The sequence below is a fragment of the Bacillus paramobilis genome (genome assembly GCF_038096195.1).
In the GTDB taxonomy this organism is placed as follows: domain Bacteria; phylum Bacillota; class Bacilli; order Bacillales; family Bacillaceae_G; genus Bacillus_A; species Bacillus_A mobilis.
The window spans coordinates 30,114-54,255 of the sequence record NZ_CP151108.1 but is presented as its reverse complement, the minus strand read 5'-3'; the positions used below and the strand labels follow the sequence as shown (position 1 = coordinate 54,255).

Below are 24,142 nucleotides of genomic sequence, written 5' to 3'. Positions count from 1 at the left end.
CAGATGAGAATAGGTTTAGTCGTTGAAGGAAGTTATCCTTTTGTCAGTGGCGGAGTAGCAAGCTGGGTACAAATGATTATCCAGCAATTTAAAGAACATGAATTCACCATTTTTGCGATCGTACCGCAAGTAAAAACAGAAGAGGAATATCAATATGAAATTCCTAGTAATGTAAAAGATATCATTATGATTCCCTTACAACTAGAAAGTGACTCAAAACATGTAAAAACCAATTTAACTACCGATGAAGTACAAACACTCCAAAAATGGTTTACATTCCAAGCTAACGACACAACAGCATTACAAATATTAGGAAACAAGCAAAAGCTAGGAACACTGCATTCCTTCTTCGAAAGTCGTGAGTTTTATGAAATAGTGAAAAAAAGTTATTTGTATGAAGAAAGTAGTGGTTCTTTCTTAAATTACTTTTGGATGTGGAGATCTATGTTCACACCAATCATTCAAATTTTACAAATTGATTTTCCTGAATTAGATCTTATTCATTCTGTATCTACAGGTTATGGTGGGCTCCTTGGGGCTGCAATTAGTGCCAAGTCTGACATACCATTTATTCTAACAGAGCATGGTATTTATTCGCGGGAACGTGAGGAGGAAATACTCCAATCAACGTGGATACCAATTGAATACAAAAAAAGGTGGGTTTCTTTCTTCCACCATTTATCTCACCAAGCATATGAACAAGCTACAGATGTAATTACGTTATTCGGCCGGAATAGTGCATATCAAAAAGACTTAGGCGCTCCGGCCCATAAACTAAAAATTGTTCCAAATGGCGTTACTTTATCTGACTATAAAGGGCTACGTAAACCAAAATATAATTCGGATAAACTCATTATTTCTGCTATTATACGAGTTGTCCCAATTAAAGATGTAAAAACAATGATTTATGCAGCTAAATTATTATTAGAAAAAGATATTCCATTTATATTCTACTTATTAGGTCCTGATACAGAAGAACCTGAGTATGCTCAAGAATGTCGTGATTTAATTCAGCAACTTGGATTAAAAGAGCATGTAATAATGACTGGTAGAGTAAATATTAAAGATTACTTAAAACAAACGGATATTCTCGTATTAACTAGTATATCTGAAGGACAACCACTAGCTATGTTAGAAGGAATGGCATCCGGATTACCATGGGTTGTTACAGATGTTGGTTCTTGTAAAGAATTAATTTATGGACAAGATGAAGACCCTTACGGCCAATGTGGCTTTGTTGTACCACCTGTATCTCCTGAACAAGTTGCCACTCACTTAGAATGGTATTATCGTCACCCTGAATCCATTCATCAATTCGGAAACAATGGGCGTAATCGTATTGAAGCATATTATCAATTAGCAGGTGTTGTTGATAGTTATCGTAAGCTTTATTCAGAAAGGGGTGCAAAAACATGGCAGGCATAGGATTTCGATTACAAAAATTATTTCAAGAAGACTACTATTCTTCAAGGGTAAAAGCTTATGGATTTTCTTTATTTGTTACAGCTGGTCCTTGGTTAGTCGTTATTTTAGCAGTAACAGCTATTCGATACATTTTAAGTTTATTTCATTCTATTTCAATTGAAGAACAGCGCCTTTTCACTATTTCAATTTCATATTGCTTTATTTTTTCTCAAATTATATACGGGGCATTGCAGCTCATTGTAACTAGATATGTAGCTGACCTTTTATACGAACAAAAAGCTGATAAAGTATTTTCTTCATTTTTAGGAATGACGAAAATCACACTTTTTTTAGCTATTATGTTATGGCTTTTGTTTGCATTTTTTACACCATTGGCCTTGTATTATAAAATCGTGATGCTATTTTTATTTTTAGCTTTAAATATCATTTGGATTCAGTCCATTTATTTAACAGCAGCTAAAGATTATCAATCAATTGCCCTTGCATTTTTAATCGGCTCCATTTTTTCTCTATCCGGAATTGCACTAATAGCTTACTGGCATCCTACACTTGGGCTAGAACATGGCTCTGCCCTATTGCTTTTAATTTCTTTTACACTCGGTACTTTCATTACACTAGTATGGTTAAGTATCGTTATTGTACGAATGTTTCCAAATAGTGATGCTACTGAACAATTTACCTTTCTTTCTTATTTAGATAAATATCCAGAGTTATTTTGGTCAAGCCTATTTTACAATGTGGGTATTTGGGTATGTAATTTTGTTATTTGGTTTGGAGAAGGGCGAGGAAATATTGAAGATACCTTTATTTATCATCAAATTTATGATACTTCTGTTTTCTGGGCGTATTTAAGTATTATTCCAACCTATATTTTCTTTGTAGTATCCATTGAAACCAGATTTTATGAAAGATATAAAAAGTTCTTCGGTTCGGTAAATAATGGCGGAACATTAAATACGCTTTTACAATTGAAAGATTCCATGAACTTTGTCTTAAAGCAGGAAATGGAACGTATACTTCGTAATCAAGGTATTTTTTCTTTACTTATTATTTTTATAATATGGATTTTTAGTTCACAGTCTGGAAACACAACACTTAATTACTCTATTCTGCAACTAACTATAGTTGGTGCTTATGCAAATGGAATGGTGCTCGTTATTACGTTACTACTCCTATACTTTGAGGATCGTAAAGGGGCATTTCGAACATCAGCTATTTTCTTTTTTGCAAACCTGTTATTAAGCCTTCTCTTGCTTCCATTCGGATTCAATGGTTACGGCATTAGTTTTGCAGTTGGATCCTCTATTACATTCCTATATGGTATTTCTAGACTCTTTACTTACATTAAAGATATTGATTATTATACATTTTGTCAGTCAAATATTCCTATAAAGCAGCGAACTTTTTTTACCAAATTAGCTAATAAACTTAACGAGAAATAGATAAAAAAATGACCTTTTGCTTATGCAAAGGTCATTTTTTTATCTATATATTAAACTTCTAAATAGCCATTTTTATTATTTGATTGCCATCTCCAAGAATCTGCACACATCTCTTCTAATCCACGTTTTGCTTCCCAGCCTAATTCACGCTTCGCTTTCGACGCATCCGCAAAACATACTGCCACATCACCAGGACGACGCTCCGTAATTTTATAAGGAACTTTTTTGCATGAAACCTTTTCAAATGCTTCAATCATCTCTATTACACTATACCCCGTACCTGTGCCCAGATTATAAGCATCTACTCCTGTTGTATTCAGTACTTTCTCTAGCGCTTTTACGTGACCTTGTGCTAAGTCTACAACATGAATGTAATCACGGACGCCCGTTCCATCTTTCGTTGGGTAGTCATTTCCAAATACACTTAATTCTTTTAATTTCCCTACCGCTACTTGTGTTACATATGGCATTAAGTTATTTGGAATTCCATTTGGATTTTCTCCAATACGCCCACTTTCATGTGCACCAAATGGATTGAAATAGCGAAGTAGTGCAATACTCCATTCCTCATCTGCAAATGCTACATCACGCATCATCTGTTCAATCATTAATTTCGTTTGACCATATGGATTTGTTGCACTTAATGGAAATTCTTCCGTAATTGGTGATGTTTCTGGAATGCCATATACCGTTGCAGATGAACTAAAAATCATCTTCTTCACATTACGTTTTTGCATCACTTCACATAATACTAATGTGCTAATAATATTATTATGATAATACATTAATGGCTTTGCCACCGATTCCCCCACAGCTTTTAAACCTGCAAAGTGAATGACAGCTTCAATTGTATTTTCCTCAAAAATTTTATTCAATGCCTCGTAATTCACAAGATCCTCTTTATAAAACTTAAATTGTTTTCCTGTTAACTCTTTCACTCGATTGATAGACTCTACTGAGCTGTTTGACAAATTATCTACTACAATAATTTCATAATCATTATTCAGTAATTCTACGCATGTATGACTACCAATATATCCTGCTCCACCTGTTACAAGTACTGCCATAATTTTAGTCCCCCATATCATCTTTAATATGAATTAACCAAATTATACCATGTATCCCTTGTTATATGTTTATTATGTGAACACAGAAACATACATTTTATTCTATACAGGAGTCCACTTAAACAATTAAAAAATGCCACATAACTAAAATCATGTGGCATTTTTTAATTAAATTACGTAACAATATACACTTAAAAAGTGGGCAAGGCTTCCCAATAACACGAACACGTGAAAAATTTCATGATGCCCCATATGTTTAAACTCTAACCATTTTGGCTTTGTTCCATAAATAAATCCACCAATCGTATAAAGAATGCCTCCAAGTACTAGCAGCACGATACCTCCTGCACTTAAGTTAGCAGCTAACGGTGCAAAGAACAGAACAATTAACCAGCCCATTGTAATATAAATTGCTGTTGATAACCATCTCGGACAACTAAACCAAAACATTTTAAAAACAATACCACAAATGGCCGTTGCATACACTAAACAAAATAATAATAAACCGTTTGCGGAATGTAATGTGATTAAACAAAATGGTGCATATGTACCTGCAATCAATATAAAGATCATAGAATGATCAAGCTTCCGAAAGAAATAAATAACACGTTCACTGGCTACAACACTATGATATACAGCTGATGCTGTATACAGAACCATCATTCCGATGCCAAACAAAATAACAGCTGTAATTGCCGCAAAAGATGGCGTCTTAATAGAAACTTTTACAAGCATAGCTAATAATGCAATAAATGATAATACGGCTCCTCCCAAGTGGGTAAAAGCATTAACCGGTTCTCTTATATAAGTATTCATATATACACCCCTCATATAATTACATGTAGTTTTAATAACTACATGTAATTATATACACATTATTATTAGAGGTCAACATTTACAATTCATTTGTTTCGTAATACCATATTTAGAGATAAACTAAACATTATGCTCCACTAAGTTATAAAAGTGAGGGGTTCCACGTGGAAAATATAAACAAATTGCTTGAAGCATTACATTTAGAAAAAAATATTACACTTGAGGATATTCCAAATGTCGACTTGTATGTAGACCAGGTTGTCCAACTATTTGAAAATACTTATGCGGATACAACAAGAACCGATGATGAAAAAGTATTAACAAAAACAATGATTAACAATTACGCAAAAGGGAAACTGTTTATTCCAATCAAAAATAAAAAATACTCAAAAGATCATATGATTTTAATTAGCTTAATTTATCAATTAAAAGGGGCCCTTTCCATTAATGACATAAAAAGCTCCTTAGAAAATATAAATGAATCCTTATTAAGCGATGATTCATTCGAATTAAATACGCTATATAAAGATTATCTTTCTCTTACCGAAAACAACGTCGAAAGCTTTACACAAGACGTAAATAACCGTGTTTCAGAAGTAAGTGAGATTTCTTCTTTAGAAGATCCGAACCTAGAGAAATTTTTATTACTAACATCATTTGTGTCGATGAGTAATATGTATAGGCGCTTAGCTGAGAAGTTGATTGATGATTTAGAAGAAGCCTAATAACCATAAAACGCTACCTAAAAGCAGGTAGCGTTTTATATTTATTAGAATACACTTCAACTATCCGAATGATTGTAGTATTTTAGAAATTATATTTTCTAAGTATCCTCTCATGTTTATTTTTCTATTTTCAATAGAAAAAAGCACATTCTGCATATTAGCAAAATGTACCTCCCCTTAAAATTATAATTTTTATTGTTTCTTTATTAGTAATCCAAAGCGATCATAATACTCTTTTACTAATAATTTACACATAGCATAGAAAATAAAAACATTAATAGTAACGATAAACATTCCCATGTTCGTATTAGAGCCCGCATACAGAACCATTACTATATTTAAAAAGATTGTTACCGTTAATCCTAAAGCTATTCCTGTCCACTTCATTTCATATAGCAGTAAAAAGATGACAAATACTAATGCTGGGAAAGCATATCTCTCATGCATTTGCGTAGGTAACATAAAGAACGCAAAGCTTATAAAAGTCGCTGCTTTTAATAGAACTGCCGTATTCATATGACGATGGAAAAAGACATATAAACAAGTTAATGCCGCTGCAATAGACAAGAGTATTAATCCAACTGTCTTCAATGTAATATGTGGTAAAATTTGAATAGTATCCACTGTATTAGGATCCGTACCAATCGCGTAATACCAAATGTTCATAGCAAATACAGTTACCGTTGGGAACGTACCTACCGCATTCAAATATGCTTGTTTTAACATCGTGATAAATGTTCCATGCGCTGCGAAATACAAACCGAATATTAATAAAGGAATACAGAACCCCATTACAAATTTGGTTAATTGCTTGCCTTCTTTTTTTTCCCAAATGATTTTTAAGAAATACATAGCAAATACAGGCGCAATTACGATTGATTGAAATTTAGCCAGTAACGCTATAGCGTAAATAGCACCAGACCAAGTTGGCTTAGACATTAGTAATAAAATAGAACTAACCATCAATATACTATGTAGCATATCTACTTGACCCCAAATAGTTCCATCCACTATAACGGCTGGACTAAATGCAAAAAATGTTACTAATGCTGCTCTCACAATCGAATTGTCCATCCTTTTAGAAACTATAGCAAAAATAATTATAGCTACTACTTCAAATACAATGGATGGGACTCGAATTAAAACACCCGCAGCTTCCACATATGTATTAAAAAACGACAATATATCCCCATAAATACCTAAAAGAGCTAAGAAAAATGGCGGATAGTTTACTAAATCTCCATGTGCATACACATCACCTAGTCCATATTTACCTACTGTATTCATCCAATCCACAAAAAATAGTTGATCTCGTTCATATCCTTCTAAATGAAATGCTAAATATAAACGTAATAACAGAGATGCAACAACTACTACAATCAAATAAAAATGAAGCCATTTTAAACTCCACCTATCTTGAGTAAAATTCATTTAATAAACACCGTCCTTACTTTTTATAGCTTACAACAACAATTAAATTGAAATTGATTTACTTATATAAAAATATACTCCTCAATGAATTAACAATTTCTCCATTCAATGGTAAAAAAATTAAATAAATATACTAACATACAAAAAAACAATCGTCAATTACGTATTAGTTAAAGCCCATTCAAATTGTCTGCTCTATAAGTAATCCCCAAAAAAATATCCACCTTTAAAGTGGATATTTTCATTTATTTAATTGCCTCATGAACTTTTAATTGTTTACCTTTTATCGTTGTATTTCTCATAACCTTTAAAACAAGTGGTCCTTTTCCGTTTAATATTTCAACATACGAAACATTATCTTGTATTGTAATAATACCTATATCATCAGCAGAAACACCTTGAATTTTAGCAATTGTACCAACGAAATCTACTGCCCTAATTTTCTTTTTCTTTCCGCCATTAAAGTACAATTTCATAATTCCTTTGTTTAGGTCTGCACTTTTATCTTTCTTTATAATTGGTTTAGCATATATTTTTTCTTCAAATATTGCTTTCCTTTTTATAACTTCTTCTTTTGAAGGTGCCAGTTCCTTTGGAATTTCAAATCCAATATATTCCTCAATCTCTTCTAAAAATCTATTTTCATAAGGCGTTATAAATGTAATGGCTTTTCCACTATTACCAGCTCGTCCCGTTCTTCCTGTACGATGTACATAGCTTTCTTTTTCTAATGGAATATCGTAATTAATAACATGTGTAATATTATCAATATCAATTCCTCTCGCAGCTACATCAGTTGCTACTAAATAACGGAACTTTCCTTTTCTAAAATCATCCATAACTTCAAAACGATCTTCCTGTACCATACCACCGTGTATTTTGTCACAAGGATAATTAACTCGTTTTAGCTGTCTATATACATGGTCTACGTTTTCTTGTGTACGACAAAAAATAATACAACTGTCTGGATTTTCAATCATAGTTATATCCTTAAGAAGTGAGAGCTTCTCTTCTTCCCTTACTTCAAAAAGGGTATGTTCAATTTTATCTGTTGTAATCCCAGCTGCTTTAATTTCAATATGAGTTGGTGCATTCATATATGTACGGGATAACCTTTCAACATCTTTCGGTAAAGTTGCTGAAAATAGCATTGTCATTCTTTTTGTAGGTAATTCATCAATAATTGCCTCTACTTGATCGATAAAGCCCATATTTAGCATTTCATCTGCTTCATCAATCACTAAATATTTCAATCGCTCTAAAGAAAGGGTTCCTTTTTCAATATGATCCAACACACGTCCTGGAGTCCCTACTACAATATGCGTCTTTTGTTTTAACTCTAATTTTTGACGTGCAAATGGAGATTTACCATAAATTGCAGCAGCTTTAATTCTTTTGAATCGTCCTATATTCGTAATATCTTCTTTCACTTGAACAGCAAGTTCCCTCGTTGGTGTTAAAACTAGTGCTTGTGGTTTATTCTCTTCCCACTCTACCATTTCACAAAGTGGTATCCCGAACGAAGCCGTTTTTCCACTTCCCGTTTGTGACTTTACAACAAGGTCCTTCTTTTGCAATGCAACTGGAATAACCTCTCCTTGCACTTCTGTTGGATGCTCATATCCTAAACCAGTAAGTGCTCGTCTTACTTCTTTACTTAATGCATAATTACTAAAGCTTTTTTTACTCATATATTAACCTCATTTGATTTTATATTTAACTTATTCTGTTCTTCATACCTCACTTTAGACTATAGTAAGATACTATATTAATCCACTGTTTTTAATTCGTTTAAACCTAAATTTATTTAAGTATAATTTTAAAATAGTAAAGGGCAGCCTTCATAATAAGTCTGCCCTATCTATACTGTATTCATTTTTACGGAACCAATTTTTTCACAACTGGTATTCTTTGCAATACTAACGTAATTACCAGACTAAGAACAATTGTAATCGTTACATTAATAGGTATTGCCAATATTGCATGCACACGCTCATTTACCTTAGGGAAAACCATGTACAACAAGTTATTTAATAAGAAGAAGTGAAGAATATAGATTCCAAGGCTTGCTTGATTTATAAAACGGAATAACAATGGTAATTCTCTTTCTGATTTTTGGAAAGCATATTTGAAAAATACAAATAATCCAATCGCCATTAGTACAACGCCTGGCGCAAAGTATCCGTACCAAAACTGCTCTAACTGTCCATTTGCTTTTACTGTATAGTAATATGTAATAAAGAATGTACTAATAAATCCTACAAGTCCTCCAATGTAAGAAATATTTCTCCACTTTTTCGTCATATCGTAATTGGATAAGTAATAACCAAGTAAGAAATACCCTACATAATTTGTAACGTAAAATAATTCAATATTAAAGTTGATAGGATAATAATATTTAACTAAATTGACTACAACAGACGCATATAGCCATAAAATTAAAAAGTATTCTATCTCTCTTTTTTTAGCGTTCTTCACAAATATCTTCAGTAAAGGTGTAATTAAATATATACCTACAATCATGTATAAGAACCATAAATGTCCCCCAATTGTATCCGTTAAAAAGTGCTTTATCCCTTGCTTTAAAGATGCCGGGAAATATCCTGCATATGCTCCATATGCATAAAATATAGCACTCCAAGCTACAAAAGGTATAATTACTTTACTTGCACGCTTCTGTAAAAATTCCCCGACTGAAATATCTTTCGTTCCTTTTAACAATAAGGCTCCACTAATCATTACAAAAATCGGCACACTCGCACGTGAAATCGATTCAAATAGATTACCAGCCATCCAGCGTGATACATTATTTGCATCTAGCATAGAAGCATAACCAGCAGAAACGTGAATTGTAACCACTGCGATTGTTGCTAATACACGCAACCAATCCATATATACTAAGCGCTTCATTAACAGCCCTCCTAAATTTACCTATTTAACTTTTCTTTTCCAAACATAATTTTACATCAAATAATGCTATGTTTAAACACATTTTAGTTATATGAACTTACAACATAGGCGGCTAAATTTTAATTTTTAAATATAATCATGAAAACCTTTGACTTATGAGTGAAAATAATGTAAATTATCATTTGGACGAACATTTTTAAACAAACTGAATAAAATATTCGTATTTTAGGGGTGTAAATGATGGAAAACGTATTCGACTATGAAGATATTCAATTAATTCCTGCAAAATGTATTGTGAACAGCCGCTCTGAATGTGATACAACTGTCACTTTAGGTAAACATAAATTTAAATTACCTGTCGTACCTGCTAATATGCAAACGATTATTGATGAAAGAATCGCAACTTATTTAGCTGAAAACAATTACTTCTATATCATGCATCGTTTCCAACCAGAGAAACGTATCTCATTTATTAGAGATATGCAATCACGTGGATTAATCGCTTCTATTAGCGTTGGTGTAAAAGAGGACGAATATGAATTCGTACAACAATTAGCTGCTGAGCAACTTACACCTGAATACATCACGATTGATATCGCGCACGGACATTCTAATGCGGTAATCAACATGATTCAACATATTAAAAAGCATTTACCAGAAAGCTTCGTTATCGCTGGAAACGTTGGAACTCCAGAAGCGGTAAGAGAATTAGAAAACGCTGGTGCTGACGCAACAAAAGTTGGTATTGGACCTGGTAAAGTTTGTATTACTAAAATTAAAACAGGCTTTGGAACTGGCGGTTGGCAACTAGCTGCACTTCGCTGGTGTGCAAAAGCTGCAAGTAAGCCAATTATCGCTGACGGTGGTATTCGTACACACGGCGACGTAGCTAAATCTATTCGATTTGGGGCGACTATGGTTATGATCGGTTCTCTATTCGCTGGTCATGAAGAGTCTCCAGGGGAAACAATCGAAAAAGACGGCAAACTTTATAAAGAGTATTTCGGTTCAGCTTCTGAATTCCAAAAAGGCGAGAAGAAAAACGTTGAAGGTAAGAAAATGTTCGTTGAGCATAAAGGTTCTTTAGAAGATACTTTAATCGAAATGGAACAAGATCTTCAATCTTCTATCTCTTACGCTGGTGGAACAAAATTAGACTCAATTCGTACTGTAGATTATGTAGTCGTGAAAAACTCTATTTTCAACGGTGATAAAGTATATTAATTTTTAAATTTAACTCGAAGGACAAGTATTTTTATGCTTGTCCTTCTTTTTCATATATAGAAATGTTAAATATTTTCATTTTACTGAATTTTCTAGTATCATGTTTTTAGATACTTATGATAAGGGGGATATAACAAATGAAAAATATAATTGAGAAACGCCATATTCGCGCAGAAGTCCCTACTGAACTAACATGGGACCTCTCTGATTTATACGAATCTGATAAAGAGTGGGAAACTGCATTACGTGTATTAACAGACGATATAAAAAAAATTGAGGCGTTTAAAGGACAATTACGTACTAGCCCCACTACCTTATTACATTGCCTACTTTTAGAAGAAGAGCTTTTAATGAAATTAACAAAACTATACTCCTATGCAAATTTAAAAGAATCTGCTGATCGTACAAATCCAGTTATTCAAGCGAACTCTTCCAAAATTGCTGCTTTATGGACGAAAGTGCATACTGCATTATCCTTTATCCATAATGAAATCCTCTCATTTGACGAAGGAACAATTGAAAAATATTTAACTAAAGAAACAAAACTCGAACCTTTCCGTAAATCATTACTAGACATCCTACAAAAAAGGCCGCACACGCTCTCTCCTGAAACAGAAGAAGCTCTTGCTGCACTTGGCGAAGTACATAGTTCTCCATACAAAATTTATGGTATGACTAAATTAGCCGACATGGATTTTACCTCCATACAAGACGAACAAGGAAACGAACTCCCTGTATCATTTGCATTATTTGAAAGTAAATATGAGTTTTCTCCAAGCGTAGACATACGTAGAAAAGCGTACTCATCATTTGTTTCCACCTTGAAACGATATAAAAATACAGTGGCAACAACATATGCGACTGAAGTAAAAAAACAAGTAACACTCTCTCGTTTACGCAAATTTGAATCTGTTACTCATATGCTTTTGGAACCTCAAAAAGTTCCGCTTGAAATGTATGACAATCAACTTGATATTATATACAAGGAATTAGCACCTCATATGCGCCGTTTTGCAGATTTAAAAAAGAAAGTATTAGGACTCGATCAAATGCTTTTCTGCGACTTACATGCACCTTTAGATCCCGAATTTAATCCAAGCATCACATACGAAGAAGCCGGAAAACTCATTCAAGACTCTTTACAAGTATTGGGCGATGAATATGGTTCCATTATGGCAAAAGGATTTAAAGAGAGATGGGTCGATCTTGCAGATAATGTAGGGAAATCAACAGGGGCATTTTGTTCAAGTCCATATGGTTCTCATCCATACATTTTAATTACATGGCAAAATACGATGCGTGGATGCTTCACATTAGCCCATGAATTTGGGCATGCTGGTCATTTTTATTTAGCAAATAAAAACCAACGTATTATGAATGTACGTCCATCTATGTACTTTGTCGAAGCACCATCTACGATGAACGAATTACTATTAGCCCAGCATTTATTAGCGACGACTGACGATAAGAGAATGCGTAGATGGGTGATTCTGCAACTACTTGGCACATATTATCATAACTTTGTTACTCACTTACTTGAGGGAGAATATCAAAGAAGAGTATATACGCTAGCAGAAGAAGGAGAAGCACTTACAGCTACAACTTTAACTGAAATAAAAACAAATGTACTTTCGACATTCTGGGGAAATTCTGTAGAAATTGACGAAGGCGCTGGCTTAACTTGGATGCGTCAACCTCATTATTATATGGGCTTATATTCTTACACCTATTCCGCAGGCCTCACTGCATCTACTGCGGTAGCTCAGATGATTAAAGAGGAAGGGCAACCTGCCGTTGATCGCTGGTTAGATGTACTTCGCGCTGGTGGTACGATGAAACCACTTGAATTAATGAAACATGCTGGAGTAGATATGTCAAAACCAGATGCAATCCGTAAAGCTGTTTCTTACGTCGGCTCCTTAATCGATGAATTAGAACGCTCTTATCAAGAATAAAAAATAAGCCCTCGCTTTATGAGGGCTTGTTTCATATTTATTTTCCAAATCTTTTACGGTATCCACATTTTCTGCATAGCTCTTCGACTGCAACTCTTTTCGAAAATCCATCGACAATGTTTGTTGCTCTTTCACCTTCTATAATATTAGAAAATGAGTCATTATTAATATTCCCAAGGTTAATAATCCCCTCACCATCTAAACAACAAGGAATAACCGTTCCGTTCGCTAAAATACCTGCTTGATTTCGAAGACCATGACAGAATCCTTTTCCATCATCCTCTTCTTCATGTAATGCCGGCCACTGGAATTCATAGTCTTGATTAATAAAGACACGTTCCGCAATTTTTATACCTTTTCCTGGTGTAAGCTTCTCTTCGATTTGATAAGATAGACCAAACTCATTTTCAATGATGGATAATAAATCTCTATTTTTCTGGATTTCAGCATTCGTTTTATTATCCTGAGTTAAATTCCATAACCTTAGTGAAACAATTAAATCCGATTGACTTGTCGCCTCTCTAATAAAGGAAAGTATACTTCTTACATAACCCTCTTTATCTTGCGAACCTGGATGTCCATCAAAACTGTGTAGTGAAAAATTCATTTGTCTTAACGCAGGCTTATTTAACAATCTATGCCTTCTCTTATTAATTAACGTTCCATTCGTTGTAATATTAACTTTAAACCCTTTTTCATGGCTTAAATCTAACAGTTGATCTATTTTTGGATGAAGCAACGGCTCACCCTTCACGTGCAAATAAATGTAGTCTGTGTGAGGTTTAATTTGGTCTAATCTTTTCGCAAAATCCTCCACAGAAATGAACTGCTTCTGCCTTTCCGTCGGCGGACAAAAGCTGCACGCAAGATTACATACACTCGTAATCTCCAAGTAAAACTTTTTAAACTTCTTCACCTTTAATTCCTCACTTCTATGACTACTTGTACTTTTTTCCTCTTCATATTACATCATATTTTTTTAGAAATAGAAACATACTTATTTTAGGAAATATAGAAAACGGCCACATCTGTAGCCGTTTGAGTGTACTATTACTATTTATGATACGGTTCTCCGAATAGAACATAAGCACATAATCGACTTTGAACATAAAGTATTTATAAAAATTTAAACTAATCTCCATATTATACAAAAATCCGAATAAAAAGGCGCAGGGAATCATCATTTTATATTCCCCTGCACCTCTTTCAAAAAAATAACCACTCTTTTCGCTTCAATTGATTTTCTATCTCTTTCTTTAAGATTGCTGTATTTTTGTGTCTCTTACTAATGTCACAATTTGTGGTTCTTGATACTCAAGATATCCCCTCTCAACATTAGTAATTTCTTCAATGAATTCTGTTGGAAGTAATACATTATATTTCTTAAAAATTTCTTTTGGTATTTCATGACCTTTAAAAACACTATTTTCCACTAGTAATTCAATTGCTTGCTTTAGAGCTATTGGCTTCGATATAGATTTTATATTATCTAAAGGTTCATTAGTTCTCCATTTTCTATAACTTATTTGTCTTTGTAACTTTTGATAATCTTCGCTTGAAATTATCCCCAAATTAAAGGCTCTCATTACCATAGCACCAATTGAAATTTGCCACTTTTTCTTTAGATTAACATAATAATCTAGGTTTAATGGATCTAAGCTTACATCTTTTGAAAAGGCTTCTCTAGGTAGCATGAAACAAGCAGCAAATTCATCAGCTTCGTCTTCCATTTCTCTATATTCCTCTTTTTCTAAACTTTGAGGATCTAGTACCTCTGAATGTAAAATCCAGTGTCCTAACTCATGCGCTACACTGAATTGTTGTCTATAATAAGAATATTCTTCTCCTTCAAGTACCACAGTATAATAGATGTTCCCATTAATTTTTGTTTGGCTACTAAAGGCATCAACCTTCTCCATGTTATTTGAAATTAATGAAACAACAAAACCATGTTCTTCTAAGATTCTTAAAATGTTAGTAATAGGTTTATCAGATAATCCAAATTCTTTTCGTGCCTGTTCAGCAATGGCCTCAGTTGAATCGAATTTATCAATTGCTGGCTTTATTGGTAAATGCGGAAAATCAATATAGTTTTCCAAGAAATCTCGTATTAAAACCGTCATGTTTTTAGTAAACTCACTAGGTTTTTTTTCCTTTTGAGTAGAAGTTAGACGAGATCTAAAAAAAGTCCCCTCTGTTTCCATAGCAAATGTATCTTCCCCGAAGAAAAACTCTCTTGGAAACTTAAGATTACTGATTATGCGGAATAATACCTCCAAACTAGGAACAGCCTTATCATTTTCATATTTTGATACCATTTGCTTTGTTACACCTATATCATCAGCTAAATCAGTAATAGACTTTGCCCTAAAACGCCTTGCCTCCCTTAGTCGATTACCATTGAATTTAACATCTAGCATTGCTAATTCCTCCAAGTTTGCTTAAAGAAGAATCAGCTTCATTTAGATTCCTCTTTCGCTTTTTTAGACAGCTTAATTTCATCAATTTTTTCATTACTATTTTTAACTACAGCCTTTAATTTTACAATGGTTTTTTCTGGTGTGTCATCATTAATTGCAGCACTATTAGAATAATTAGTCGGCATATATTTAGATAAATTCACTTCATCAATTACTTCCCCATTGCTTGTTAACAAGATTGCTTTAGCAGCCGTTGCAATTCCTTTTTCTTCTTCTAGTGTAAACACAATAATCTTATTAACCTGATCGTATCTATCCCCTAGTATCTCCTTAGACTGCTCTTCTCTCTCATCATCATATGAAGTGTCATCAAAAAGATCAGGTTGAAAAAACGGTGCTTCATTATCTACACATTTATTTTTGACAAGTACGCAATCTAAGTAATGGTAGGGCTTTTTACCTAAATCCCTTAAAATTTTTTTATAGTTATTATCTCTAAAAAATAAAAATAACTCCCCTGTTTTGTTTTCTAAAATAGTAACACACTCCCATAAAGCATTTCTTTTGATATGTACAGGCGTATTCCCTGTCTCCAGGGCTAGTTGATGCAATCGAGAGTATTTTACATCCCAAATATTTTGATTCCTTCCATTATCAGTTGATCCCCCAGTAACAGCTTTAATATCATTTAACTCTTCTACGCAACTTTTTGAAAAAACGTGTGTCATTTTTTTTAGTAATTCTGTATCACTATCAATAGAAGCCATGCTTCTCCTCCACTCTTTAAAAAACCGTATTTTTGTATATAATATCGCATATATCATGAAAAAAGTCAACCAAATACGTTTTTTAATAAAAAACGCTACACCGAACACACGTATCTAAAAGGTTTATATATTATCCATCCATTTAATTCTTATCTGCAAAAAGTGCACCAAAATAACCCCGCTTCCAGTATTTATTACTAGAAACAGGGTTATAGCGAGTACAGATTTATGATTATGTAATACTTCGAACGCTTAAATTTAATAATTTCATGCGTGAATCCGTTTAATATATAACCTCATTCATCAAATGATGGAAATGTATTTTTCTTTTTATTTTGATATTTTTTATATACGCTGTTATCTTCTTATACTCTTTTTTTCTTTCTTCCCAAAACCAGAACAGCAAAAAATGATGAAAATAGTACAGAAATTGATAATAACAATGGTTCTTCATACATCCTCTTTATACCCTAATTTCTCCCGTTAATGATTTGTATTAATATAAAAGGTCATTGATTTAGGCTCTTTATTAAACGCTTTCTATTTTTAAACGTACTAAGTGTCATTGATTCTTTCACTTTCTTTTCACCATATGTATTTATTAGATAATTAAATCCTGCAGCAGTTTCCATATTCTTAATGTTAGATACAGATAAAGGAGTGAAATTCTTCTTCCTATTGTATTTCTTCATTTGAGTCATAAGTTCCTTGAAATGATATTTCTCTAGTATATATTCTGCATATTCCTTAGTAAGCAGATTCACTGCTTTTCTCGTTGAATCGTACTGCTTCATTGTGTAGCGAGATGGACGAATCTCAATTCTAAGTATGTTAGCGGCAGCTTGAATGTTAGCCTCATTTTCTTTAATTGACATGTATTGTTCTTGTTTATTATAAATAACAATTGCACTTGTTTTATTAGAAAAAGTAACCCCCTCATTATCGTTGTAAAGATTCTTGGTATATTTTGAAAAGGAGAGTTTTGATAATCTCTCAATTGCTTGTTCAATATTTTTTGTTTCAATATCTCGCGTTATATCAAGCCTAGAGACAGTCCATTCTTCTTTATCTACAGTTATTTGCAGATAATTTAATAATAATTCATCCAAATTTCTCCAAAAGGTTTCTAATTCAAATACACCTTGGATAAGATTATTTATTTTATTTATAACCCGTGCTACCGATGCAGTTACCGCAAGTGTTTTCGTTTGTAAATAATACTTTATACGTAAGTACTCTAATTTAAACTCTATTTTTGTTATTAAATTCTTATTATTATCATAATAGCTAAAATCTTTATATTCGTACTGATTTAAAATATTTATATCTATCTCTATATTTGTTGATTTAAGAATAATGGTATCGAACAATTTATATATATTCCTTTCTATTTTAATTGTATTGGGCCATTTTTTAACTTCTTTTTAGGAGTTACTACTCTGTATGAATAATGGCTTTCCTTCCAAAAATACAGGTACTTTAGCATCCCTATTTCTTCTAAACTTTTCATAATTAACTCCTAAGTCACTGACCGCCTGTTTTACTGTTTTATATGGCTTATATGTTAATCTTCCTTCTTCATCATAGTAGAAAACATTGGTTACAGTATTTTTATCCTTCAATACATTTTCTTGATAACTTAAGCATTGAATATTCCCCAAACAGTAATTACCTTGTGGATCAATTCGATCAATTGTTGGTCTGTCTACTTGATTCTCTCCCCGCTCCTTGTAAATTTCAGTTTGATGTTTCCAATCATCCTTGAATAATTTCTTATTCTTTAAATCCTCATACATATCACACCAACTAGCCCATTCACATTTTACATTCTCATAACCTTTTTTCTTCTTACTTCGACTTCGTTGAATCGCTAACTTACATGATTCCCTTAACAAGAATTCTGCTAGATTTTTCTCCTTTTCAGCTTTTCGTTTTTCAGCTATCTTTCTATTCCTACACACTTTACACATATAATTTATCTTGTAGAATTCTTCTTTCACCTTCCATCCTCTGCATTTTGTACACCAAAATAATAGTTCTCCACTCTTATTTTTCTTAATATTCAAACTTTTGTATTCACAACTATTTCCCATACTACAGTCCCCTTATCTCATTTAATTTTTACAAATTAAAAAACGCTAATATATACAGTGTGAACACTATCATATCAACGCTCTCTCTCATCTGTATTATGTTGTTAATTCTACATCCAAATCATGTGGACACTCAAATTGTGTGGTTTCATCTAAGAAACATTTTATAAGAACTATAATAAAAATTTACAATCATTATAAATATCAATTTAATACAGATTCATACATATAGTTTTCTTGATATTAACCAGGAGGATGTATCATTTATTTTATACTCGATAGCTTTACTTTCCCAATTTGCTAAAAAAACATGTTTTTATCACATATTCTAGGAAAGTAAATATGGTAGGTAATCATTAAGTATTTAACAGGATCAATTAAATCATCAGGGTTATAAAAACCTTCTGCTTCTATTTATTACTTATTTTCGATAACACAAATAGAAAGCGAAACAAGAATCATATATATTTACTCACTATTTTTACTTAACAATTTTTTATATAGGTTATTACCTTCATACTGACTTTTAAGTCCCATAAGCAATATAGTAAAGGCTAAGGCCAGAATTGTAAAAGCATTGGAGTTCTCAGTTAAATATGCCTCTAACCTCCCCGATTGTAACAATTTAAGATTAGGAATTATTAAAATTCCACTCATAAAAACTAGATACAAAAAGACCTCAAGCAATTCAAATATCCTTCTTAACCATATAGAGCTTGCAACCTTTTTAGCAAGTTCAACCATGTCTAAATACACCATAGCAATACCACTTAAGGAGAACCCAAAAAAAGATGCAACTGATAAATTAATTAATCCGCGAGCGTATAAAAAGGACAATAAAATTAATATAAGGCCAAAATAGATGGTAAAATCATTCCTTTTTTTAATAACCGTTTCATATAATTGTTTCCAATTATCCATAACAACCTCCAAAAAATTTATTTCCTTATATAAAGATATAACATTTTTATTTTTATTACTAATTTTATTTATACAATTATTTCCTATACTTATTTTAGCTTTAATCCTAATTAATCCATTCCTTTTTATTTCAATCTCCATTCAATTATCCCCATTCACCCTAAATATTTACCTACTATAAAACAAATGAAATAGACAAGGGGATCATAACTTAAAAGTTTTGACACTGATTTCCAAAAGTGATAATATCAAGGCGTCACAAAGTGTCGTAACTTAGTGTCATAAACATACGGAGAAAAAGGGGGATTTTACATATGAAATATGGATATGCAAGAGTAAGTACATTGCAGCAAGATCTTGAATCTCAAGTGCAAATATTAGAAAAAGAAGGTTGCGAAGAAATCTATTCTGAAAAATTCACAGGAACAAGCGTAGACAGACCGCAATTCCAAGAGTTGCTATTAAAATTAGAGCCTAGAGATACTCTTGTTGTAACAAAACTAGATAGATTGGCTCGTAACACAAAAGAAGGCATTACAATCATAGAAGAATTATTCGAAAAGAAAGTAAGAGTTCATGTTCTGAATGTAGGGCTCATGGAAGATACAACGATGGGTAACTTCTTCTTACAAACACTGTTAGCCGTGGCGGAAATGGAGCGCAACCTAATAGTTGAGAGAACACAAGAAGGCAAAGCCATAGCCAAGCAACGTGAAGACTTTAAGGAAGGACGACCAAAGAAATACAATAAAAAGCAGATAGCACATGCACTGCAGCTATTAGAGACAAACTCATACAAACAAGTAGAAGAGATAACAGGCATTAGTAAAAGTACATTAATACGAGCTGTACGAGAGAAGAAAAAAGTACTATTTAATAAAACATGTTAAACAAAAGGAGGTCTACGATATTAACGTGCAATAAAGTCATAATACAGGTACATTCAACTATAAGCCAAGTGACTACGTAACTTCATTCGATATGTCTACACTGCTCATGAAGATGAAGAACTCCTTTATCATGGTACTACCGCGTGAAAGACAATGGCTCCTCATGCTTAATAGATGGCTAAACAATAGAAACATTCTTGCCATTCAACCATATAGATAATGTAATACCTGGCCATTTGCATCCCTTCTTTGCAGGTGTGACACGTAGACAAGACATAGACCAACTAAGAGTATGTATGCTGTTACATGCTCTATCATATGTATACATAGCAAGACAGGACACCGCATAAACATAGCATCCAAGGACTTATAACTAAAGTTCCAAGCCCTCTGCCTCGCAAGTACACATGCCTATGTACTAATAATGACATAAATATATATATTTAATGACAACCTCATACAAACAATATATGTACTTATATAGGTGAAACTGTATCCATTCACATAGGCAGTCCAACCAAAGAGATATCAACTCTTTCCCTCATTTTTGAAACACTCAAAATACCATTAAATAAAAGTGAGATTTTATCCTAACCTCTCGTTCTTAGATATCACTAGGACCACTCAAGTTCGATTCTAACGGACAGTATTTTTTTATTTATAGCAAAGAAGCAAAAAAACAACGAACCTTGTATGACTTCGTAAATCCTCATAAAACAGACGCACTAATTGTCGTTAAAATCTCAGTTACTTTACACGAAGCATGCAAATCTTTGCCGAACCCTTATAAAGCTTCTCCAAAATAAATAATCTCCCATATCGTATGTATACAATATGGGGGATCTCATGCTAGGTAATTATGATATCTGTTAACTATAATAGAAACAACAAGTATAATAACTACTGCACATGCAACCTATTTGTAATTTAAATAATTGATACACTTACTAAACATGTAACAGGGGGATGGTTTACAAGCTTATGATATAGACGATATCCTCTACTCCTTCGAACACATCAATCCCCGAAATCAAGCTTAATTTTCAACCTTGCCCAAACCTATACTTGTTGTTTTCTTTTTTGTAATTGTTTCTCTTCTCTTCTTGCAACATCTGCTCTTAGTTCTTTAATCTGCTCCCAAGTTTCATCTTTTAGATAAAACTCAGGTGTCATTAGAAGCAATCCATCCTTATGGACAAAATAAACCATTTTTGAATTGATTATAAATTTTATAACTAAATAATCCTCATATTTAAAGAAGTTTTCTATATACGTAATTATTTTTTCTATATCAGCATTAGCTATTGCTTCTTCATAAATAGGCCATTTCGAAATATCCCTTATCGAGCTTTTCCACTCCTTCTTCAAATCAGTCTTAAAAATATCTAAAGTTGTTTGCATTTTATACCACCTCAAATCATTGTGTTAATAGGAAAAACATATTAACACAAAAGAACAAGTAAAGAAGAAAAATATAATACCACATTTTCCTTTTTCTTACTCTTTATTCTCTAGGAATACTTCATACAATACGCACGATATGCTCTCAATTAAAACTTCATAAACATCAAGATCATTCTTCTCTTCCATATTCATTTTACCTCTCTTAGTTCCTTTTATTGTTGATCATCATATCAACTTTTTAATACAACAATCAAACTCGTTAGTATCATCTAAAAATATTTTTTAAAATCCGCCATTTTTGTCATTATCAATTTGACATCCTTCGATTGAACATGCTTACAATTGAATATGGAGAATTTATCAATTAATTCAAAAATGGGGGAAACACATGAAAGTAGCTATATATATAAGAGTATCCACAGAAGAACAAGCAGAAGAAGGATATTCAATTGAAGGACAAGTAAAAACTTTAACAGACTACTGTAAAAGTCATGCATATGATATTTATAACACTTACAAAGATGACGGTTATAGCGGTAAATCGACTGATCGTCCTGCTTTACAAAAATTACTAAATGATTGTAAAAACCATAAATTTAACATGATAATCGTTTGGAAAATATCTCGATTATCACGTAAACAATTGGATTTCCTACAACTCATGGATTATTTTGATCATAATAATATTTTATTCTCTAGTGTAAGCGAATCAATCGATGCCTCAACTGCCACTGGAAAAGCAATGATGCAAATGATGGGGACTTTTGCTGAATTAGAACGAAATACAATTGTAGATAATGTGAAGATGGGAATGAAGCAGAGGGCTAGAGAAGGCAAATGGAATGGAGGTAGTATGCTTGGATATACCTCTAAAAATAAACAACTGGTTATCGTTGAAAGTGAAGCCGAATTAGTAAAGAAAATCTTTCATCTATATTTGGATGGAAAAGGATACAAAGCAATTGCTAATCAACTAAATCATGAAGGGCATAAAACAAAAAGAAATGTGGCCTTTTCTACTAATTCAGTGCGGACAATCCTTCATAATTCAGCGTACGCAGGTTATATATCATTTAATAAGGTTACAGAATGGAGTGAAAAAAGAAGAAAAGGCAACAATCAAGATCCTATAATTGTCAAAGGAGAACACACAGCCATTATTGATGAAAACACCTGGCAAAAAACTCAAACACTTTTGAAACGAAAATCAAATAAGCCAACAAAAACATTTACAGGAAACTTCCCTTTGACAACACTTTTAAGATGCCCAATGTGCGGACAAGGAATGATTGGTCATAAAATAAGAAAGTCAGCTAACACTGATGAATATATTAGATATTATCAATGCGGAAATTTTCATTACAAGGGATCGGCGATATGTAAATCTAATTTAATTCGAGCGGATTATGCAGAACAATATGTATTTGAAAGGTTAGAAGAAATTGTTTCTGATCCATTAATTCTTCAGGATATTATCGATAATGTTAATAAAAAAATAAGTAAGCATCTTCAACCTTTAAAAAACGAATTAAAAACTATCAATGAACAGATTTCTTCTACAGAAAAAAATATCAACAGGTACTTTAATCTATTTGAGACTACTAAAATCCCAGGAGATTTATTAGCAAATAAACTTGAATCATTAAACCAAGAATTAACTCAGTTAAAAAGTAGAAAACAATACATAGAACAAAAATTACAAGAACCAACTATCAAAGAAGTTTCTTTTGATAAAGTCTTTGATACTCTTTCCGCTTTTTCAAAATTTTTACCTACATTACCTGCAGAAAAACAGAAACATTTTCTACACACACTGATTGATCGTATCTTTGTGAATCATTCTGATGATATAAAAAAAAGAAGTATCAAAGACATCATCTTATTCTTTGATACTTCTTCTTCAAATAACTATGTGCTTACTTATGATACGGTTCCCCACGATTAATACGAAATGCTCTATACACTTGCTCAAGCAATACTAATCGCATTAATTGGTGTGGTAATGTCATCTTTGAAAAAGAAAGAGATTCGTTTGAACGCTTCATTACTTCTGAACTCAGTCCAAGTGATCCACCAATTACAAAGGCAACTTTACTCTTTCCATATGTAGCAAGACGATCTAAGCTTACTGCAAATTCTTCTGAGGATTTTTGCTTTCCTTCTATCGCTAACGCAATGACATGCGTATCGTCAGAAATTTTATCCAGTATACGTATACCTTCTTTTTCTTTTACAATTAACATTTCTGCTTCACTTAAATTTTCTGGTGCCTTTTCATCTGGCAATTCAATTACTTCTACTTTTGCGTATGCAGATAATCGTTTTAAGTATTCTGCTATACCTTGTTTTAAATATTTTTCTTTTAATTTCCCAATTGAAATAATCGAGATATTCACACTCATTCCCCACCTTACAAACATGTTATCCACATAACTTATCCACATATCCACAATTATTACCCACATATTGTGTGGGAATCTGTGTTCGATACAACATATGTCGCCTCATTTTGACAAAATTCACATGTTTTTTTCTCTTTTTCTGAGTTATCCACATTGTTGATAACTGGTGCGACTTCACACTCATCCACAATAATATCTAAAGCTAATTCAACATGTTCTAAACAACAAGGTAAATTCATATTCTTCACCT

The 24,142-nt window shown here is 32.7% G+C and carries 21 protein-coding genes; 7 read left to right on the top strand and 14 right to left on the bottom strand.

Going from position 1 to position 24,142, the window contains the following annotated elements; translation table 11 throughout:
- Positions 1 to 3 precede the first annotated feature (3 nt).
- A complete protein-coding gene (gene pelF / locus AABL52_RS00275; protein ID WP_341518728.1) occupies positions 4 to 1,425 on the top strand; it encodes a GT4 family glycosyltransferase PelF in 1,422 nt (473 codons plus the stop codon).
- The gene (gene pelG, locus AABL52_RS00270; RefSeq protein WP_000907287.1) at positions 1,413 to 2,867 is read left to right on the top strand and encodes an exopolysaccharide Pel transporter PelG; all 1,455 of its coding nucleotides are present in this window, start codon (positions 1,413 to 1,415) and stop codon (positions 2,865 to 2,867) included. Before pelF ends, pelG begins: the two co-directional genes overlap by 13 nt.
- A gap of 50 nt (positions 2,868 to 2,917) precedes the next feature.
- On the opposite strand, the gene galE is transcribed toward pelG, so the two are convergent.
- Entirely contained in the window at positions 2,918 to 3,934 is a 1,017-nt protein-coding gene (gene galE, locus AABL52_RS00265) for a UDP-glucose 4-epimerase GalE (RefSeq protein ID WP_341518727.1), read from the bottom strand.
- A gap of 168 nt (positions 3,935 to 4,102) precedes the next feature.
- Positions 4,103 to 4,750, bottom strand: a complete 648-nt coding sequence (gene trhA, locus AABL52_RS00260) for a PAQR family membrane homeostasis protein TrhA (RefSeq protein ID WP_341518726.1) — start codon at positions 4,748 to 4,750, stop codon at positions 4,103 to 4,105.
- A 164-nt stretch (positions 4,751 to 4,914) separates the two neighbouring features.
- On the opposite strand from trhA, the gene AABL52_RS00255 reads away from it, so the two are divergent.
- Complete coding sequence (locus AABL52_RS00255) at positions 4,915 to 5,475, top strand: DUF1836 domain-containing protein (protein ID WP_098872831.1); 561 nt, start codon at positions 4,915 to 4,917, stop codon at positions 5,473 to 5,475.
- Positions 5,476 to 5,667: 192 nt separating this feature from the next.
- Here the strand turns inward: AABL52_RS00255 and AABL52_RS00250 are convergent, their stop codons facing one another.
- The 3 genes from AABL52_RS00250 to AABL52_RS00240 all read right to left on the bottom strand — a co-directional run bounded on the left by AABL52_RS00250 (position 5,668) and on the right by AABL52_RS00240 (position 9,816).
- Entirely contained in the window at positions 5,668 to 6,906 is a 1,239-nt protein-coding gene (locus tag AABL52_RS00250; RefSeq protein WP_341518725.1) for a hypothetical protein, read from the bottom strand.
- Positions 6,907 to 7,151: 245 nt separating this feature from the next.
- Positions 7,152 to 8,597, bottom strand: a complete 1,446-nt coding sequence (gene dbpA / locus AABL52_RS00245; RefSeq protein WP_341518724.1) for an ATP-dependent RNA helicase DbpA — start codon at positions 8,595 to 8,597, stop codon at positions 7,152 to 7,154.
- Between the two features lie 187 nt (positions 8,598 to 8,784).
- A complete protein-coding gene (locus AABL52_RS00240; protein WP_000827022.1) occupies positions 8,785 to 9,816 on the bottom strand; it encodes an acyltransferase in 1,032 nt (343 codons plus the stop codon).
- A 240-nt stretch (positions 9,817 to 10,056) separates the two neighbouring features.
- On the opposite strand from AABL52_RS00240, the gene guaC reads away from it, so the two are divergent.
- Both guaC and pepF read left to right on the top strand, forming a co-directional pair.
- On the top strand, positions 10,057 to 11,040 hold the full coding sequence (guaC, locus tag AABL52_RS00235) for a GMP reductase (protein ID WP_000432444.1): 984 nt from the start codon (positions 10,057 to 10,059) through the stop codon (positions 11,038 to 11,040).
- Positions 11,041 to 11,177: 137 nt separating this feature from the next.
- Complete coding sequence (pepF, locus tag AABL52_RS00230; protein WP_341518723.1) at positions 11,178 to 12,995, top strand: oligoendopeptidase F; 1,818 nt, start codon at positions 11,178 to 11,180, stop codon at positions 12,993 to 12,995.
- Positions 12,996 to 13,032: 37 nt separating this feature from the next.
- Here pepF and AABL52_RS00225 read toward each other — a convergent pair whose 3' ends face one another.
- The 6 genes from AABL52_RS00225 to AABL52_RS00200 all read right to left on the bottom strand — a co-directional run bounded on the left by AABL52_RS00225 (position 13,033) and on the right by AABL52_RS00200 (position 19,337).
- The gene (locus tag AABL52_RS00225; RefSeq protein ID WP_000713629.1) at positions 13,033 to 13,911 is read right to left on the bottom strand and encodes a radical SAM/SPASM domain-containing protein; all 879 of its coding nucleotides are present in this window, start codon (positions 13,909 to 13,911) and stop codon (positions 13,033 to 13,035) included.
- A 340-nt stretch (positions 13,912 to 14,251) separates the two neighbouring features.
- Positions 14,252 to 15,415 (bottom strand): helix-turn-helix domain-containing protein, encoded by a 1,164-nt coding sequence (locus AABL52_RS00220; RefSeq protein ID WP_341518722.1) that lies wholly within the window; start codon positions 15,413 to 15,415, stop codon positions 14,252 to 14,254.
- A gap of 38 nt (positions 15,416 to 15,453) precedes the next feature.
- On the bottom strand, positions 15,454 to 16,182 hold the full coding sequence (locus AABL52_RS00215; protein ID WP_341518721.1) for a DUF5986 family protein: 729 nt from the start codon (positions 16,180 to 16,182) through the stop codon (positions 15,454 to 15,456).
- 509 nt (positions 16,183 to 16,691) lie between these two features.
- Positions 16,692 to 17,552, bottom strand: coding sequence for a phage/plasmid replication domain-containing protein (locus tag AABL52_RS00210; protein WP_341518720.1), 861 nt, complete (start codon positions 17,550 to 17,552; stop codon positions 16,692 to 16,694).
- A 54-nt stretch (positions 17,553 to 17,606) separates the two neighbouring features.
- Positions 17,607 to 18,275: a hypothetical protein gene (locus AABL52_RS00205; RefSeq protein WP_341518719.1), complete on the bottom strand. Its 669-nt coding sequence runs from the start codon at positions 18,273 to 18,275 to the stop codon at positions 17,607 to 17,609.
- 468 nt (positions 18,276 to 18,743) lie between these two features.
- Positions 18,744 to 19,337 (bottom strand): hypothetical protein, encoded by a 594-nt coding sequence (locus AABL52_RS00200; RefSeq protein WP_341518718.1) that lies wholly within the window; start codon positions 19,335 to 19,337, stop codon positions 18,744 to 18,746.
- 173 nt (positions 19,338 to 19,510) lie between these two features.
- Between AABL52_RS00200 and AABL52_RS00195 the strand changes: the two genes are divergently transcribed.
- A complete protein-coding gene (locus tag AABL52_RS00195) occupies positions 19,511 to 20,086 on the top strand; it encodes a recombinase family protein (protein ID WP_341518717.1) in 576 nt (191 codons plus the stop codon).
- Positions 20,087 to 21,145: 1,059 nt separating this feature from the next.
- Here the strand turns inward: AABL52_RS00195 and AABL52_RS00190 are convergent.
- Positions 21,146 to 21,487: a hypothetical protein gene (locus AABL52_RS00190; RefSeq protein ID WP_341518716.1), complete on the bottom strand. Its 342-nt coding sequence runs from the start codon at positions 21,485 to 21,487 to the stop codon at positions 21,146 to 21,148.
- 391 nt (positions 21,488 to 21,878) lie between these two features.
- On the opposite strand from AABL52_RS00190, the gene AABL52_RS00185 reads away from it, so the two are divergent.
- A complete protein-coding gene (locus AABL52_RS00185; protein WP_341518715.1) occupies positions 21,879 to 23,435 on the top strand; it encodes a recombinase family protein in 1,557 nt (518 codons plus the stop codon).
- Here AABL52_RS00185 and rlmH read toward each other — a convergent pair.
- Together rlmH and AABL52_RS00175 are read right to left on the bottom strand one after the other, a co-directional pair.
- Positions 23,407 to 23,886, bottom strand: coding sequence for a 23S rRNA (pseudouridine(1915)-N(3))-methyltransferase RlmH (rlmH, locus tag AABL52_RS00180; RefSeq protein ID WP_001027003.1), 480 nt, complete (start codon positions 23,884 to 23,886; stop codon positions 23,407 to 23,409). The genes AABL52_RS00185 and rlmH overlap by 29 nt on opposite strands.
- Positions 23,887 to 23,945: 59 nt before the next feature.
- Positions 23,946 to 24,131 carry a CxxH/CxxC protein gene (locus AABL52_RS00175; protein ID WP_001052827.1) on the bottom strand — a complete coding sequence of 62 codons (186 nt, stop codon included), beginning with the start codon at positions 24,129 to 24,131 and terminating at the stop codon, positions 23,946 to 23,948.
- Positions 24,132 to 24,142: the final 11 nt, after the last annotated feature.

Bases quoted from the DNA above. Each gene is read 5' to 3' on its own strand.
- AABL52_RS00185 (WP_341518715.1), top strand. From the start codon at position 21,879: ATGAAAGTAGCTATATATATAAGAGTATCCACAGAAGAACAAGCAGAA.
- AABL52_RS00240 (WP_000827022.1), bottom strand. From the start codon at position 9,816: ATGAAGCGCTTAGTATATATGGATTGGTTGCGTGTATTAGCAACAATC.
- dbpA (WP_341518724.1), bottom strand. From the start codon at position 8,597: ATGAGTAAAAAAAGCTTTAGTAATTATGCATTAAGTAAAGAAGTAAGA.
- AABL52_RS00190 (WP_341518716.1), bottom strand. From the start codon at position 21,487: ATGCAAACAACTTTAGATATTTTTAAGACTGATTTGAAGAAGGAGTGG.
- AABL52_RS00200 (WP_341518718.1), bottom strand. From the start codon at position 19,337: ATGGAGATTGAAATAAAAAGGAATGGATTAATTAGGATTAAAGCTAAA.
- pelG (WP_000907287.1), top strand. From the start codon at position 1,413: ATGGCAGGCATAGGATTTCGATTACAAAAATTATTTCAAGAAGACTAC.
- pepF (WP_341518723.1), top strand. From the start codon at position 11,178: ATGAAAAATATAATTGAGAAACGCCATATTCGCGCAGAAGTCCCTACT.
- guaC (WP_000432444.1), top strand. From the start codon at position 10,057: ATGGAAAACGTATTCGACTATGAAGATATTCAATTAATTCCTGCAAAA.
- AABL52_RS00175 (WP_001052827.1), bottom strand. From the start codon at position 24,131: ATGAATTTACCTTGTTGTTTAGAACATGTTGAATTAGCTTTAGATATT.
- AABL52_RS00220 (WP_341518722.1), bottom strand. From the start codon at position 15,415: ATGCTAGATGTTAAATTCAATGGTAATCGACTAAGGGAGGCAAGGCGT.
- AABL52_RS00215 (WP_341518721.1), bottom strand. From the start codon at position 16,182: ATGGCTTCTATTGATAGTGATACAGAATTACTAAAAAAAATGACACAC.
- galE (WP_341518727.1), bottom strand. From the start codon at position 3,934: ATGGCAGTACTTGTAACAGGTGGAGCAGGATATATTGGTAGTCATACA.
- AABL52_RS00195 (WP_341518717.1), top strand. From the start codon at position 19,511: ATGAAATATGGATATGCAAGAGTAAGTACATTGCAGCAAGATCTTGAA.
- pelF (WP_341518728.1), top strand. From the start codon at position 4: ATGAGAATAGGTTTAGTCGTTGAAGGAAGTTATCCTTTTGTCAGTGGC.
- trhA (WP_341518726.1), bottom strand. From the start codon at position 4,750: ATGAATACTTATATAAGAGAACCGGTTAATGCTTTTACCCACTTGGGA.
- AABL52_RS00205 (WP_341518719.1), bottom strand. From the start codon at position 18,275: ATGGGAAATAGTTGTGAATACAAAAGTTTGAATATTAAGAAAAATAAG.
- AABL52_RS00250 (WP_341518725.1), bottom strand. From the start codon at position 6,906: ATGAATTTTACTCAAGATAGGTGGAGTTTAAAATGGCTTCATTTTTAT.